Origin of the sequence: Nocardia sp. NPDC050175, assembly GCF_044459885.1 — a bacterium.
Classification (GTDB): domain Bacteria; phylum Actinomycetota; class Actinomycetes; order Mycobacteriales; family Mycobacteriaceae; genus Nocardia.
The window spans coordinates 282,425-298,833 of the sequence record NZ_JBITJI010000006.1 but is presented as its reverse complement, the minus strand read 5'-3'; the positions used below and the strand labels follow the sequence as shown (position 1 = coordinate 298,833).

Sequence of the window (16,409 nt, the reverse complement as noted above, 5' to 3'; positions counted from 1 at the left end):
GATGACGGTTTCGCTCGACTGCCCGTTCACCGTTCGCGAGAATCACCGCGCGGGCGAGGTCGAGGGCTACCTCCGCGACGCGCTGGCCTCCGTCGGTGCCGATGCCGCGCTGCGCGGGTTCGACCTCGGCAGGCTCACCGGTCTCGCCTACCCGTTCGTCTCGCTGGCCCGGCTGCGGGTGGCGGCGCTGTGGTTCGCCTTCTTCTGGTTGTTCGATGACGCGTGGGCGGATCGGCTGCCGCTGGACCGGATCGACGCGGTCGAGCCCGTTCATCGCCGGGTCGCCGAGCTCGCGGCGGGCGGTGCGAACCAACGCGACGATGACGCCGCATTGCGGCTGCTTTCCGTGCTGCTCGACGAGATCCGTGCGATCGAACCCGGGTGGGACATCGGCCCGTTCCGGCACGAGCTGCTCAGGTACGTGCGGGCCACGCTCTGGGAGATCCGGCTGCGCAAGACCGGCGGCGTGCCCTCGCTGTCGGAGTATCTGCGGATGCGCCCGCACATCGGCGCGGTGCCCGCATCCAGGGAGCTGAACTTCCTGCTCTGTGAGCTGGAGCTGGCGCCGTGGGTGAAGTCGCATCCGATCATCGAGCTGGTCGATGCCGCAGTCGGCAACTATTCGTGCTGGGTGAACGACGTGTACTCGCTGAAGACCGAGGGCATGTTGAGTACGAACCTGGTGGTCGTCGCCGAACACGAATTCGGCTGGGAGCGGCGGAAATCCATCGACTGGGCGATCCAGCTGGCGAACGAGGAAGTGCGGACCTTCGTGGAACTGCGGGAGGCACTGCCCGGCTTGGTGTTTCCCGGTCTGGCCCGCACGGATCCGGCGGTGTATTCGCTGGAGCGCTATCTCGACCATTACGAAGGCTGGTTCGTCGCCAGCGCACGCTGGATGTCCACCACCGCGAAATACCGTCCGGACCAAAGAGTATGAGCCACTTCGAGAAAGCACTGTCGGACATCGTGTCGGGTCCGACCAGTGTGCTCGGCCCGTCCTGGTACGACACCGCCCGGGTGGTCCGGAGTCGGTTGCGCCGACCGGACGCGCTGCCCGCGGCGATGGTGACGCCCGCGATCGATCGGCTGCTGCGGGCTCAGTTGCCGGACGGCAGTTGGGGATACCGGTACGCGCCGCGCGAGTATCGCGTGGTGCCGACCTTGTCGGCCGCCGAGGCCCTGTTGGCTCTTGCCGAAGTCGGCGAGGTGAGGGCCGGGCCCGCGGCGGCGCACGCGCTGGACTTCCTCGGCTCGGTTCGCATTGCCCCGCGATCGTTGCCGGACACGATCGCCGTGGAATTCATCGTGCCCGCCCTGCTGGAGGCGATGGCAGATCGCCTGGCGCACCCCGCTATTCGCGTAGCCCTGCATCATCATCGCGCTGAGCTCACCGGCTTGCACCGCCTGCGGTACGCCGCCGCCCACGGCGCTCTGCCGCCCTCGGCGCATCACTCCCTCGAGGTCTTGGCGGAGCTTCCGGCGAACTACCGCCACGCTGACTACCTTGCTGCCGACGGTTCACTGGCCTGTTCTCCGGCGGCGACGGCGGCCGCACTCGCATGGAGCGATCGACCCGCGCCCGCAGCGCTCGATTACCTACGGCTGGAGGGGAATCGGCTGAACGGCGCGTGGCCGACTGTGGCACCGGTGCGGATCTTCGAACTGTCCTGGCTGATCGGTGCCGCCGCGCACGCGGGCGTCTCGGTCCGGCCGTCGACCGCCCGGCCGTTGGCGCGCTGGCTCGCCGCGCAACTCGGCGAGACCGGCTGCGGCGCAGGCCCGGCCCTCGCGGCGGACAGCGACGACACCGCGATCGTGCTGTTCGCCCTGGCCGCCCTCGGCGTCCATCGCGACCCCGCCGAACTACGGCAGTACAAGCAGGCGGATCGCTTCTGTACTTTCGTCGGCGAGCGGACCGCGTCCTGTTCGGCCAACGCGCACGTGCTCGAGGTGCTGGCCGTGCGCTGGCGCCGGGGCTCTCGCGAGGCGCACATCCAGCGCGGCCTCGCGACGGCAACCGGCTATCTACTCGAAACCCAGTCCGTCGACGGGTTTTGGCTCGACAAATGGCACGCCTCGCCGTTCTATGCCACCGCGGCAGCGGTTTTCGCCCTGCGTACCGTCAGCGATCCGGCCGCCGCACGTGCGGTGGAGCGGGCGATCTCGTGGACCTGTGCGCAGCAGCGCGAGGACGGCTCGTGGGGCCGCTGGTCAGGAACCCGTGAGGAAACCGCCCACGCCGTAAGCATTCTCGTGGACACCGATCGATTGGCCGCCGTGCGCGCCGGAGCAGATTTCCTTCGGCATGCGCCATCTATCGAAACACCGCTGTGGCACGGGAAGGAACTCTACGAGCCGACCCGGATCGTGGACGAGTTCGTCGCGATGATCAGCGCGGCCGCCGCTCGGGTTCTCCCGGCGACCGAACCGGCCGAGGGTGCCGCCGGATAGCGAATGGCAACGCCGGAGAACTTCGGGTGGCCTAACAGTGTCAATCTTGAGCCATCTCCCTGAAGGAGGCGCTCGGATGTCTGTGTGGTCAGGTCGGATTCGCCGCAGAATTCTTACTCCGGACGTGCGACAGGTGTCGCTGGAGGTGCGTGGTTTTCCGACGCGCGATCCCAGGGCGAAGGCCCATCTGGAGGCTGCGGGTACCGCCTTCGTCGAGGGATTCGCCGTCGCCGCCGAGCGGGACACCGCGGGGGAGGCCGCCGCGGTGCTGCGCGAGATCGGCGAGTCACGCCGGGGATTCACCTTCGAGGGTGCGGCGATGGCCCTGGCCATCCGAGACGCGTTGCCGCTGGGTCACTCTCATCATGTCGCGGATTTCCTCGCGGTCGCCGACGAGCACGTGTACATGATCTACGTCGGCGCGGGCTGGGCGTTGGCCAGGCTGCCGCGCCCGCTGCGCCGGGCGGCGCTGACCGGGTTGACCGATCCGGTGCTGAGCTGGCTCGCGTTGGACGGGTACGGATTTCACCAGGCGTACTTCCACACCGATCGCTATGTGCGGCGGCGGTACGTCGATCCGGAGCCGCCGGTGCCGTTGCCCAGGCACGCGGACTACGCCCAGCATGCGATCGACCAGGGGATCGGCCGGGCGATGTGGTTCGTCGCGGGCGCCGATCCCGGCGTGGCGAGCGCGATGATCGATGAGTTCCCTTCGCACCGAAGGGGCGACCTGTTGGCCGGGCTGGGCCTGGCGATCGGCTATGCCGGTGGTGCCGTACCGGCCGACCTCGGCGTGTTCGAGCGCCGGTCGGTCGCGGATCGCCGATGCCTCGGGCAGGGCGTGGCTTTCGCCGCCGAGGCCAGGGCCCGTGCCCGAATCCCGCAGCCACACACCGAATTCGCGGCCCGGCTCCTCACCGGCCACGACGCCGACGAGGCCGCCGTGATCGCCCGCGATACCCGCCCCACCGAGCCGACCATCGATGGTCATGTCGCCTACGAGGTGTGGCGGGAACGTATTCGGCAGCGGTGCCTGCCGTCCGAGTCGAGTTCGACCCTTGACCCCACGACGAAGGCGCAGGTCCACGAATGAAGACTCGCATCAGGTTGCTGGCGCCGGCGCTGTGCGCGGTGGCGTTGCTGGTTTCGGTCTTTCTGATCGCCCGGGCACAGGTCACCACCGAATCACCCACCACGGCGGCGGCGGGCTACCAGCTCCAGTCGATGGACATCGCGATGCCGCCGGATTACGACGGACTGCCGAAAAACACCGTCCGCCAGGTGAATCCGGGCTATCAGAACCTTCGCTCGTGGATCTCCTCGGTCGGCGCCTCGATCGCGATCAACGACCTGGTCGGGCACGGCCGATCCGACGGCATGTGCCTCGTCGACACCCGCACCGACGCGGTGGTGGTGACCTACACGCCGACGGCGGCGCAGAACGACCGGTTCACGCCGTTCGTGCTGCGACCCGATCCACTGGTACTCGATTCCACCATGGCCCCGATGGGGTGTGCCCCTGGCGATTTCAACGGCGACGGGCGGATGGATCTGCTCGTCTACTACTGGGGGCGTACGCCGATCTTGTTCCTGCGCAACGCCGCCACAGAGCTGACGCCGTCGGGATACGAGCCGGTCGAGGTCGTGCCCTCGGGTAGCACGCCAGGTCACTACAACGGCAGGCAGTGGAACACGAACGCCGTCACGATCGCCGACTTCGACGGTGACGGCCATCCAGACCTCGTCTTCGGCAACTACTTCCCCGACTCCGGCGTGCTCGACCCGAACGGTCATCCCGATGTCGTGATGAACGATTCGATGTCGAACGCGAAGAACGCCGCCGGTGAGCGGGTCTTCCGCTGGAATGGCAACGATCCGTCCGGGCGCCCGACCTATGTGGAACAGAAGGACGCGATCCCGTTCGACGTCGCCACCGGCTGGACGCTCGCGCTCGGCGCCGGGGACCTGACCGGCGATCTGCTGCCGGAGCTGTACATCGCCAACGATTTCGGGCACGACCATCTGCTGGCCAACCTGTCGACGCCGGGCCGGATCCGGTTCGCCTCCGCGACGGGGCAGCGCGACTGGACGACGCCGAAATCCTTTGTGCTGGGCAATGATTCGTTCAAGGGCATGGGTGTCGATTTCGTCGACATGTACGACCGTGGCAAGTTCGATCTGGTCGTCAGCAATATCACCACCAAGTGGGGCCTGCAGGAGAGCAACTTCGTGTGGCGCAACGACGCCGCGACGCCCGCCGACATGCGCGCCCAGCTCGAGGCCGGGCACGCGCCGTTCTCCCAGCACGCCCAGGATCTCGGCCTGGCCTGGACTGGCTGGTGCTGGGACGTGAAGGCCGCCGACCTGCGCAACTCCGGCACCGTCGACGTGCTGCAGACAACCGGGTTCGTGCAGGGTAATGGCGGCAATCGGTGGCCCTGGCTGCAGGAGCTGGCCACCAGTAACGATGTGCTGCTGCATGATCCGGCGGCGTGGCCGCGGGTGACGCCCGGCGACGACATCGCCGGGGATCACACCATGGCGCTCTTCGCCAAGGGCAGCGACGGGAAGTACGTCGACATCACCGATCAGGTCGGTACCAACGCGGCGATCCCGACGCGCGGCATCGCGGTCGCCGACACGACCGGCACCGGCACGCTCGATTTCGCGGTCGCCAGGCAGTGGGGACCCCCGGCCTTCTACGCCAACCACTCGCCGGAACTCGGCCAGCCCCTCGAACTGCAGCTGTACCGGCCGGCCACCGGCGCATCCGCCCTCGGCGCGCCCGCGTACAACGCGACCGTAACGATCCACACCGCGGACGGGCGGACCATGCGCAGCCAACTCGACGGCGGCAGCGGTCACGGCGGCAAACGCGCCTTCGACGTGCACTTCGGCCTCGGCACCGCCACCGGTCCGGTGACCACCGACATCGACTGGCTGGACAACACCGGAACTCCCCATCACCAGACCCTCCAACTGGCACCCGGTACGCACGCACTGCTGTTGACCGACACCGCAACACAGATCGGCAAGGAGATCACGGTCCCATGACAACGCTCATCCGGAAGCGCCGATCCACGCCCGCCGCACCGCCCACTACCAACGGCGCGCGTCCAGGCGGAAAGCCCGACACCACACCCGCACCGGTGAAGGACACGCGCTATCTCGCGCTGCGGAACTTCGCCATTTCACTCACTGCGTTGAACATCTTCGGTTACACCCTGCTCGGCTTCGAGCAGCCACCGCTGTGGCCCATCCTCGCGGTGCTGACCGCCTGCGCCACCGACCTGCTGCTGGAGACGATCAGCGCGTGGGCGCACGGCACCGCGCCACGGTACGGCGGCCGGGGGATGCGCGGGGTGTACGAATTCCTGTTGCCCGCCCACATCACCGGCCTCGCGGTGAACATGCTGCTCTACGCCAATAATCAGTTCTGGCCGGTCATGTTCGGGGTGGTCGCGGCGATCGCGAGCAAGTATGTGTTCCAGGCGCCGTTCGGCGGGCGCATGCGGCACTTCATGAACCCGTCGAATTTCGGAATCACGGTGGCGCTCTTGTGTTTCAGCGCGTGGGTCAGCGTCGCGCCGCCGTATGAGTTCGGCGAGAACATCAACACGATGTTCCGGATCGCGGTGCCCTTGGTCCTGCTCACCGCAGGCACGCTGTTGAACGCCACGCTCGTGCGGCGGATACCGCTGATCGTCGGCTGGCTCGGCGGGTTCGTCATCCAGGCGCTCGTGCGGCACGCGTTGTTCGATGTGGCGCTGGTGGCGGCGATCGGCACGATGACCGGTACCGCGTTCCTGCTGTTCACCAATTACATGATCACCGATCCGGGCACGACGCCGTTCGGAGCGAAGGCGCAGTTCATGTTCGGCGGTTCGGCCGCGGCCGTGTACGGGGTGCTGATGGTTTTCGGGGTGGTCTACACGTTGTTCTTCGCTGTCACCATCGTCTGCGCGATCCGCGGGATCGCCGCGTGGGTGGCGGTGGGGGTGGCCGCGGCGAGACGTCGTGGGGCCGAGCCGGTTCCGATCGGCTCGCCTGTCCCGAGTGCTCAGCGGGTTTGATCGATGACGCGCCCAGTGATCGTCGGGATGGCCTGTCGTTATCCCGACGCGGCGACGCCTGCCGAGCTGTGGGAGAACGTCCTTGCGGGTCGGCGCGCGTTCCGGCCGATACCGGATGTCCGGCTCGCCGCGGCGGACTACTACTCGGCCGATCCCGCCGCGCCTGATCGGCATCACGCGACGCATGCCGCAGTGCTGGAGGGGTGGACGTTCGACCGTGCGCGACACCGGATTTCGGCGGGGCTCTATCGGTCTACCGATATCGCCCACTGGCTTGCGCTCGATACTGCGGCAGCCGCGCTGGCCGACGCCGGGTTTCCGGCAGGGGAGGGCTTGGCGCGCGCCAGGACCGGCGTGGTGTTCGGAAACACCCTGACAGGGGACATGACTCGGGCGACCGGCATGCGATTGCGGTGGCCGTATGTGCGCCGCACGTTGGCTGCCGCGCTGCGTAGGCGCGGCTGGGCGGATGCCGAGATCGGTGAATTCCTGGCCGAGTACGAGGCCGACTACAAGGCGCCGTTTCCGGCGATCACGGAGGACAGCCTGGCCGGTGGCCTGGCGAATACGATCGCGGGGCGGGTCTGTAACCACTTCGATTTGGGTGGTGGCGGTTTCACCGTGGATGGTGCCTGCTCGTCCTCCTTGCTCGCTGTCACCTATGCCTGTGATGCGCTGGTGGCCGGTCGCCTCGACGCGGTTGTCGTGGGTGGGGTCGATGTGTCGATCGATCCGTTCGAACTGGTCGGGTTCGCGAAAACCGATGCGCTGTCGACGTCCGAGATGCGTGTTTACGACGAGCGATCGAATGGCTTCTGGCCTGGTGAGGGCTGTGGGGTTGTCGTGCTGGTGCGTGAGGAGGATGCGGTCGCGCGGGGTTTACGTTGCTATGCGACGGTCGCGGGGTGGGGTATCTCTTCCGACGGTCGGGGCAATATCACCCGGCCGGATCGTGACGGTCACCTGCGGGCCATCGAAAATGCTTACGACATGGCGGGTTTCGGGATCGATACGGTTGGCTACCTCGAAGGGCACGGCACGGGTACCGCGGTGGGTGACCGGACCGAGCTCGAAGCGTTCGATCGGGCATTGCAGACGGCTGGTCGAGCGGGTGCGCCGGTCGCGCTCGGCGCGATCAAGGGCAATATCGGGCATACCAAGGCGGCGGCGGGGCTCGCGGCGCTGATCAAAACCACGCTCGCCGTGCATCACGGGGTGATTCCGCCGATCACCGGTAGTCAGCGTGCTCATCCGATGCTCGCCGACAGTGCGCTCTATCTGCCTGACACGGCTCGGGCTTGGCCTCAGCCCGACCAGCGGCGCGCCGGTCTGTCGTCGCTGGGCTTCGGTGGCATCAACACGCATGTCGCGCTGGACAGTCACCGATCACCAAAGCCATTGTCTCGCACATTATTCGGGTGTCTAGCGCACAGTGCACAGGACTCGGAGCTGTTGACGCTGTCGGCCGCGACGCCCGCGCAACTGCAGGCCAGGCTTCGCACGGTAGCTGCTCTTGCCGCTCAATGCTCGTTCGCTGAATTGGGCGATCTAGCTTGTGAGCTGATTCGGTCGGATGCCGACCTGCCGGTCAAGGCTGCGGTGGTCATCGCCGGCCAGGAGCAGGCCGCTCGCTCGCTCACCGAACTCGCCGACGCGCTCGAGGCCGGTGCGAGCCACCGAATCGATGGCGCGCGTGGCCAATTCCTGGGGGCGGACACCGCGACCGGGCCGCGTATCGGGCTGCTGTTTCCCGGCCAGGGTGCGCCGGGGCGTGGGGATGGCGGTGCGGTCGCGCGTCGGTTCGCGGTGGTCGCGGACCTTTATGAGCAGGTCGGTGTCCGCTCGGACAGCCTGCGGACCGAGCAGGCGCAGCCGCGCATCGTGACCGCGTCGCTCGCCGGGTTGCGCCTGTTGGCGACCGCGGATCTGGAGGCGGTCGGCTGTGTCGGACACAGCCTCGGTGAGATGGTGGCGCTGCACTGGGCCGGAGTGTTCGACGAGTCGACGGTGGTGCGTGCGGCCGAATTCCGGGGACGGGCGATGGCGACCGTGCCGGAGCCCGGCGGTATGGGCACGATCCACGCGTCGGCCGATCGGGTCGCGCCGCTGCTCGCCGGTGGTCCGGTGGTGATCGCCGCCTACAACGGGCCGGAGCAGACGGTGATCGCCGGGCCTGCCGCGGCCGTCGAGGCGGTGCTGACGAGTGCGCGGTCCGGCGGACTGCAGGGCCGAATCCTGCAGGTATCCCACGCGTTTCATTCGCCGTTGGTGGCGCCTGCGGCTCGCGTCTTTCGGGACTACCTCGACGAGATCGCCATGTCGCACGTCAAACGGCCTGGGCTGGTGTCGACGGTCACCGGGGAACCCCTGGAGCCGGGTTCGGCCGTGGTGGATCTGCTGGAGCGGCAGGTGCGGGCTCCGGTGCGGTTCGCGGCCGCGCTGACGCAGCTGGCGCAGGGGTGCGATCTGCTGGTCGAGGTCGGGCCAGGTAGCACGCTGACGGCCCTGGCTGCCGATGTCTGTCCCGCGGTTCCGGTGGTGGCCATGGATACCGACGGCGACTCAGTGGCGGGGGTCTTGCGTGCGCTCGGCGCGTGCTATGTCCTCGGTGCGGGTCCGGATCTGCGCGGGCTGCTGGCCGAGCGGTTCTCGCGGCCGATCACGACGGACAAGCGGTTCGAATTTATCGAAAACCCTTGTGAGCAAGCGCCGGAAGACGTTATCCCGGTGCACTCCGCACCGTCCGATGCGCGGTCGGACGTCGACGTCCGACCCGGCCCATCGGAACCCGGCTCGCCGCTCGAAGCGCTGCGTGCACTGCTGGCCGGCCGCGCCGAGTTGCCGATCGAGGCGATCACCCCGGACCTGCGTCCGATGGACGATCTGCACCTGAGCAGCATCACGATCACGCAGCTGGTGGCCGACACGGCGCGGCAGCTCGGCGCGTCGGTGCCGGGGCCGACGACTGCTGTCGCCACCGCGACTATCGCAGAGCTCGCCGATGCGATCGAGGATGCTTCCGGCACAACGGATTCCGTGGTCGACGAGCTCGTCGGGGCCGATGTTTGGGTGCGGCCGTTCGCCGTTGAGTGGATTGATCGGCCGGTCCCTTTCACGGGCTACCGCGACCTCGAGGAGGGGCGATGGCAGGTGTTCGCCCCGGAAGGCGATCGGCTTGCCACAGTGATCGGTAGTCGGCTGATCGGCCTGGGCTCCGGCGTGTTGCTGAGCCTTGCTGCGCCGCAACGAGAGTCGGTCTCGGTCGCGATCGATCGGATGCTGCGTGCGGCCCGGACCGCCGCCGACACCGGTGCACGGCTGGTTGTTGTCGACGGCGACCGTGGCCGTGCGGCGGCGGCTCTCGCCAAGAGCGTGCATCTGGAGGTACCCGCCGTCCGCACCACCGTCGTGCAGGTGGCGGAAGGCTTGGCCGCCGAGCGGATCGCGGGCCTCGTGCGCGCCGATGTCGCTGCCACGACGGCCTTCCGCGAGGTTCGCTACGACGCCAAAGGCACTCGGGCCGAACCGGTGCTGCGTGAGCTGATCCTGGAGCCTGCCCGACTTCCCGTAGCCGCGGGGGACGTGGTCGCGGTCACCGGCGGGATTCAGGGCATCACCGTCGAATGCGCGGCCGCGCTGGCCCGGCGGACCGGCTGCACGTTGGCCGTCATCGCGCGCACCGCCGCAGACGATCCCGTTGTCGTCGCCGAGCTGGCGCGGCTACGCGAATCCGGCATCACCGCAGCGTATTTCGCTGCGGACGTGACCGATCCCGAGCGAGTCGCGGAGGCTGTGGCCGCGATCGGCGACGAGCTCGGCCCGATCACCGGCATTCTGCACGGGGCGGGTGTCAACGCGCCCACGGCCGTCGGTGCACTCGACAGCGACGAGTTCGCGCGCACGGTCGCGCCGAAGATCGACGGCCTGCACAACCTGCTGGTACCGGTCGATCGAGCGCGACTCCGGTTCGTCGTCGGCTTCGGCAGCATCATCGGCCGTGCCGGACTGCGTGGTGAGGCGCACTACGCGATCGCCAACGACTGGCTGCGCGCGGACATCGACGCGCTCGCCGCCGAGCTGCCGTCGTGCCGCTGCCTGACCATCGAATGGTCGGTCTGGGCGGGCATCGGTATGGGCGAACGGCTCGGTGTGCTGAACACATTGCTGCACAGTGGAATCGAGCCCATTCCGGCCGACGCGGGCGCGGCCGCCATGCTCGATCTGCTGGCCGCCGAGCCCGGCCAGACCAGCGCGATCGTCATCGGGCGGACCGCCGAGCTGCCGACGCTTCGCTTCGAGGACGTGGAACTGCCGTTGCTGCGCTTCCTGGAGCGGCCACGGCTGCACTTCCCAGGGATCGAGGTGGTCGCCGACGCCGACCTGTCCATGGTCACCGACCCGTATCTGGCCGACCATCGGTTCGCGGGCGACGCCCTGTTCCCGGCCGTGCTCGGCATGGAGGCGATGGCGCAGGCGGCCGCGGCGCTGTTCGGGACGCGCGACGGAATCGAACTGTCCCGGCTGGAATTTCATCGGCCGATCGTCGTCGCCTCGGACGCCGCGACGACGATCCGGGTGGCGGCGGTGCGCTCGGGCGACCGGGTGCACGCCGTCATTCGTTCGCAGGCAACAGGATTCCAGCTCGACCACTTCCGCGGTGTGTGTGAGCGGGTGCGGGCCGACGAGGCGCCGGTTGGTGCGGCGATCACCGGATCAGCGCTCGACCTGGCGGTCGACACCGAGTTCTACGACCGGATCATGTTCCACGGACCGCTGTTTCGCTCGGTGCAGGAGTACTGGCAGCTGTCCGCCCGGCACTGCGTGGCACGGCTGCGGATCGGCGGCGCTCGGTGGTTCTCGCCACTGCTGCCGAATTCGCTCGTCCTGGCCGACCCGGCGGTCCGCGACGCCTGCATGCACGCCATCCAGGTCTGCGTCCCCGACGCGACGCTGCTACCGTCGAAAATCGAACGGGTGCGGTCGTTTCCGGTGGCGCCCGAGGTGCGAACGGTCACGCTGTCCGCCCGCGAGCGGACCCACGACGGACCGCGATACGTGTACGACGTAGTCGTTCAGGATGACCGCGACGCGCTCGTCGCGGCCTGGGAGGGACTCGAGCTGATCGCCGTGGCACCGCTTGCGATGCCCGGCGGGTGGACCCCTGAACTGCTCGGCCCGTATCTGCAGCGGCGCCTCGACGAGCTGTTGCCCGCCCCCGTCCGGGTCGCGGTCGTTCGCGACGGCACCAGGACGCGTCACGAGGCGAGCCGACGCGCCCTGAGCGTCGCCGTCGGCCGCGACGCCGTGCTGCGGCATCGGCCCGATGGTCGACCAGAAACGCCGGATAGTTGCGTAAGCCTCTCCCACGCAACGGGTCTCACCGCCGCCATCGCCGCGGCGTACCCGGTGGGCTGCGATCTCGAACCGGTCGCGCCGCGGTCAGCGGCGCAGTGGACCGAACTGCTCGGTGAATCGGGCATGACGCTCGCGCAGGCCTGTTGCCGCATGGCGGGGGAGTCGTTGGACACCGCCGCGACCAGGGTCTGGGGTGCGCGCGAGGCCGTCACGAAGCTCGGCACGGCGGTCACCTGGGCGCGGTTGACGCTGGATCGGGATTCGGCCGCCGACGGTTGGCTGGCCTTCCGGCACGGCAGGCAACTGGTCTGGTCCTTCGCCACCTCCGTCGCCCTGCCGTCGGCGCTGCCGATGGTGTTCTCGATCGCCGAAAAGAGCTGAGCTGTGCGCGCTTACGAGATGACCCACACCGTCGGCTTCGAGGAGACGAATCTGGTCGGCAACGTCTATTTCGTGCACTACTTCCGGTGGCAGGGACGCTGCCGTGAGATGTTCCTCGCCGAGCATGCCCCCGACATCCTGGACGCGATCCGTCACGATCTCAAGCTGTTCACGATCAAGTGCGAATGCGAGTATTTCGCGGAGCTGACCGCCTTCGGACAGTTGACGATTCGGATGACCCTGGTCGACCTCACCCAGACTCAGATCGAGTTCGAATTCGCCTATGTCCAGACCGACAACGGCACCGAGCAACTCGTCGCCCGTGGCCGTCAGCGGGTTGCGTGTCTGCGTGACAACGAAGGTCAGGTCGAGCCAACCCGGGTTCCGGAGTCTTTGCGTCGCGCACTCGAGCCATACCGTGCCGCGTGACATGCCTATGGGTACGGGTGATTCCAACCGATCGTGAGAAGCCACACGACGAGGCCACAGAGGGTGACGTAAACGACAAGCCAGGAGAACCACGAAAGTCGGGTTTTCACACGGTCCTCCGTTCCATTGGCAGCGAATCAAGCGGTCACGCGTAGTTCAGCTGCGGTGATTTCCTCCAGCGGGCGGCGGCGGGTCTCGATCAAGAAGGCGATGCCCGCCACCGCCGCGATGGTCATCGGGATGGCACTGATGAGCGCGGTCGTCGAAATCGACGGCGTCGCAACGGCAAGCACCACCAGCGCGATCACGATGACGCCACCCGCCTTACTCATGCCCGCCGCCAAACCGGCGCCGCGAGAACGTATTCGGGTCGGATACACCTCGGCGCCGTAGGCGACGAGCACCGCGACAACCGAGCTCGCGCCCCAGATCGGCGGAATGAGCAGCACGTACAGCAGCGTCTTGTTGTCCGCGACCCGATCGCCGAATGCGACGAACCCGAACAGTGAGATCGCCAGCAGCGCACTGAGTATCACCATTGTCCACTTCGAGGAGCGGTGATAGCAGTAGGCGACAAGGAAATTGAGCGGAAAGCCGATCAATGCGGAGTCGCGCAGGATCTGATCGGCCGAGACGCCGCTGTAGCCGAGCTGGCGCAGGTTGGTCGGCAGCCAGAGCTGGAATCCATACACGACTAAGCCGACGCCGAGGCCGACCAGCACGAGCACCGTGGTGATGCCGCCGAACGGCGGCTGCAGCAGTCGGCGATACCCGCCGGTGACGCCCGATTCGGCAGTGAGCTCGGACTTTTCGACTGAAACGATGGACGCGTTATAGGCGCGCAGCACCTCCTCGGCCTCCTTCCGGCGGCCGAGCGCCAGCAGGAAGCGCGGTGACTCGGGGACCCAGCGGGTCAGCAGAATGGTCAGCAGCCCGGTCGGGAACCCGATCAGCCACATCACCCGCCAGCTGTAGCTGTCGCCGATAGTGGACGACAACCAACTGGTGATGACATACGCGCCCGCGATATCGCCGCCGATCAACACCAGCAGCCAGCCGCGGTGGCGCGCCGGAATCGTCTCGGCCAGCAGGGTGAACGCGATCGGCAGCATGCCGCCCGCGCTGATGCCCATGATCAGGCACATCACCAGATTGAGCGCGAAACTCGGCATGGCACCGCACACCGAGGTGGCCACGAAGAAGACCCCTGCCAGCAGGATCGCCGCCTTGCGCCCGATCCGATCGCCGAGCCAACCCCAGATGAGCGAGCCGATCACCGTGCCGGTGATCCCGGCGAGCGGTAGCAGCGCGGCAGGCAGGCCGCCGCCGGGATTGGTCGCGGTTTTGAGGCCGTACTCCTTGGCGACGCCGGGTACGACGAACGCCAGCGTGGTCGGCTTCATCACATCGATGGTGATCGCTGCGGCCATCACCAGCAGCAGGACGACGTGCACGCGATTGATCGGCGCGTCGTCCAGCGCGCGCACCCGCAGATTCGCCACCCGATCACGATGTGCGCCAACGGGAATCAGCCCGTAGGTGGTGACCGCGAGGCCGACGACGATCAGCACCATGCCGCCGATCATGCTGGCATCCATGGGCATATCCGCCATGTGATAGTCCATGCGCCGGGATTCCCAGAACATCGGGAGGTGCAGTGCGGTGCCGAGAGTGGTTGCGGCGAGGCCGAACCAGAATGCGCGGGTGCGCCGTTGGATTGTCGCCGAGCGAGATTCGTCAGCGGAATGTTCGATCAATGCGGCGAAATGACTTCGGTCGCGCACGGATACCTCCGGTCCTTGCGAACGGACAGGCGGGCGAAACGGTGAGACCGCGAAAGTCTAACATCGAACTGGGCGCCGAAATCGATTGTTGCATTGCGGAATTCGATGAACCTGATGCGGTGATCGGCGTACTGGTCAGTTCGGCGGTTGCCGCATTGTGAGGTGTTCGGCGGTTGGGTAAATTAGTGTTGCCGATCCGTGTGGTTCGAACTCGCCGGGTCCGGTCCGGTGCCGTGGAGCATGGCGAACAGGTTTTGCGCCGGGTTGTCGTCGACGGCGAGGTTCTCGAAGAACTCGACGCCCTCGACGGCCATCTCGGTGCTGCGAGCGAACATGGCCAGCTCATATGCGGTGATCGCGGACTCGACGTCATCGGGATGCGCGGCAAGGGCTTTGCCGAGTTCGGCGCCGTCGAGCATGGCCAGATTGGCGCCTTCGCCATTCGGTGCCGTGAGGTGAGCGGCATCGCCGACCAGGGTCACGCCCGGCACCCGATCCCACTGCTGCCCGATCGGCAGCGCGTAGTGCGGGCGCCAGACCGGCGCGGTGTCGGCGTCGGTGATCAGCGCGGTGATTTCCGGAGCCCAGCCGTCGAATATCTGGGCGATGCGTGCCTTGGCCGTGGCGGCATCGGTGAAATCGATGGCGGCGAACCAATCCAGCGGCTTGGGCAGCACCACGTAGGTATGCAGGGTGTCGCCCTTTTCCCGGTGCGCGTGGATCTGCGGGCCCACCGTCGGTGTCATCAGCGACCCGCCGCCGACTGTTTTCGCGGCGACCGGATGGCGGGTGTCGGCGTCGTACAGGTAGGTCTCGATGAACGACTGGCCTGCGTATTCGGGTGTGGCGGTGGACAACAGCGGCCGGACGCGCGACCAGGCGCCGTCCGCGCCGACCAGCAGGTTCGTCACGATGGTGCTGCCGTCGGCGAAACTCACCTCGTAGTGGCCATCGTCTAGGGCGCGCACACTGTCGGCCTTGTAGCCCCACCGGACAGTACCGGCCGGGAGTGAGGCGAGCAGCATCTGTCGCAACTCGGCGCGCAGCACCTCGGGGCGACCTCCGGAACCGTCGTCGGGCTTGTCGAGCAGTACTGTCCCGTCGGGGTCGAGGACCCGGATCGCCTGGCGGCCTTCGAGGATTAGGCCACGGAACTCGTCCATCAGGTCGGCCGCTTCGACGGCGAGTTGCCCGTTGTAGTCGTGGATATCGAGCATTCCGCCTTGTGCACGCGCCGTCGGGGACGGCTCGGCCTCGTAGACGGCGGCCGGGATGCCGTGCACGTGTAGGACGCGGGCGAGGGTGAGTCCGCCGAGGCCGGCGCCGATGATCGTTACTGAAGGGGTCATGCTGTCGAGGTTGCTGGCGGGTGATTGCACCGCCCTTGCGTCCGGCTTGCGTCTCGCTGGCGGGGCTCAGCACATCCGGCCTGAGAAACAAAAAGTCCGGAGCCCGTGTGGTTTCGGGCTCCGGACAGTGGATCGGTGTGGCTATTCGTTGGCGGGGAGAGCGCTGGTACCGGTGTGCGACGACAAGGCCGCGAGCAGTTCCGCGAGTTCGGGGACGGAGTCGATGTGGCGCTGCTGCAACTGCGCGACCTTCGCCTCGAAGTCGGGATCGAGATCATCGGTGAGGTCATAGGCTTGGAAGTTCTCGGCTAGGGGGAGTCCGGTTCGTACCGACGCGGTGTGCGCCGGGTGGCTCAGATACTCCCAGTAGGCGTCGAGGTCCTCGAGGACGAACGTTGCGCCCCAGTCGAAACCGGTGCCGTACTCGCGGCCGACGATGTACGACTGCACCGCCGGGATGCTCCGGCCCTGTTCGTGCATGCTCGCCAGCGCCGCCTCGGCCTGTTCCTCGGTGACGCCTTCCCGGAGCTTTATCCGGTTGCCGTGGTAGATCATCATGACTCCTTCGGTTGCGGTGGAACGTT

10 protein-coding genes are annotated in these 16,409 nt (G+C 67.5%); 7 read left to right on the top strand and 3 right to left on the bottom strand.

What is annotated here, in order from left to right; all coding sequences use genetic code 11:
• Position 1: 1 nt before the first annotated feature.
• The 7 genes from ACIBK2_RS22290 to ACIBK2_RS22260 all read left to right on the top strand — a co-directional run bounded on the left by ACIBK2_RS22290 (position 2) and on the right by ACIBK2_RS22260 (position 12,692).
• Complete coding sequence (locus ACIBK2_RS22290; protein WP_396969461.1) at positions 2 to 940, top strand: hypothetical protein; 939 nt, start codon at positions 2 to 4, stop codon at positions 938 to 940.
• Positions 937 to 2,454, top strand: a complete 1,518-nt coding sequence (locus tag ACIBK2_RS22285) for a hypothetical protein (RefSeq protein ID WP_396969460.1) — start codon at positions 937 to 939, stop codon at positions 2,452 to 2,454. Before ACIBK2_RS22290 ends, ACIBK2_RS22285 begins: the two co-directional genes overlap by 4 nt.
• 76 nt (positions 2,455 to 2,530) lie before the next feature.
• A complete protein-coding gene (locus ACIBK2_RS22280) occupies positions 2,531 to 3,547 on the top strand; it encodes a DUF1702 family protein (protein ID WP_396969459.1) in 1,017 nt (338 codons plus the stop codon).
• On the top strand, positions 3,544 to 5,508 hold the full coding sequence (locus ACIBK2_RS22275; protein WP_396969458.1) for a CRTAC1 family protein: 1,965 nt from the start codon (positions 3,544 to 3,546) through the stop codon (positions 5,506 to 5,508). Before ACIBK2_RS22280 ends, ACIBK2_RS22275 begins: the two co-directional genes overlap by 4 nt.
• Positions 5,505 to 6,527, top strand: a complete 1,023-nt coding sequence (locus ACIBK2_RS22270) for an enediyne biosynthesis protein (protein WP_396969457.1) — start codon at positions 5,505 to 5,507, stop codon at positions 6,525 to 6,527. Before ACIBK2_RS22275 ends, ACIBK2_RS22270 begins: the two co-directional genes overlap by 4 nt.
• A 3-nt stretch (positions 6,528 to 6,530) precedes the next feature.
• Positions 6,531 to 12,263, top strand: a complete 5,733-nt coding sequence (locus ACIBK2_RS22265) for an SDR family NAD(P)-dependent oxidoreductase (RefSeq protein ID WP_396969456.1) — start codon at positions 6,531 to 6,533, stop codon at positions 12,261 to 12,263.
• A gap of 3 nt (positions 12,264 to 12,266) precedes the next feature.
• A complete protein-coding gene (locus ACIBK2_RS22260; RefSeq protein ID WP_396969455.1) occupies positions 12,267 to 12,692 on the top strand; it encodes an acyl-CoA thioesterase in 426 nt (141 codons plus the stop codon).
• Positions 12,693 to 12,829: 137 nt separating this feature from the next.
• Here the strand turns inward: ACIBK2_RS22260 and ACIBK2_RS22255 are convergent, their stop codons facing one another.
• The 3 genes from ACIBK2_RS22255 to ACIBK2_RS22245 all read right to left on the bottom strand — a co-directional run bounded on the left by ACIBK2_RS22255 (position 12,830) and on the right by ACIBK2_RS22245 (position 16,383).
• The gene (locus ACIBK2_RS22255; RefSeq protein ID WP_396969454.1) at positions 12,830 to 14,476 is read right to left on the bottom strand and encodes an MFS transporter; all 1,647 of its coding nucleotides are present in this window, start codon (positions 14,474 to 14,476) and stop codon (positions 12,830 to 12,832) included.
• Positions 14,477 to 14,658: 182 nt separating this feature from the next.
• Entirely contained in the window at positions 14,659 to 15,825 is a 1,167-nt protein-coding gene (locus ACIBK2_RS22250) for an FAD-dependent oxidoreductase (RefSeq protein WP_396969453.1), read from the bottom strand.
• A 141-nt stretch (positions 15,826 to 15,966) separates the two neighbouring features.
• Positions 15,967 to 16,383 (bottom strand): Dabb family protein, encoded by a 417-nt coding sequence (locus tag ACIBK2_RS22245; protein ID WP_396969452.1) that lies wholly within the window; start codon positions 16,381 to 16,383, stop codon positions 15,967 to 15,969.
• Positions 16,384 to 16,409: the final 26 nt, after the last annotated feature.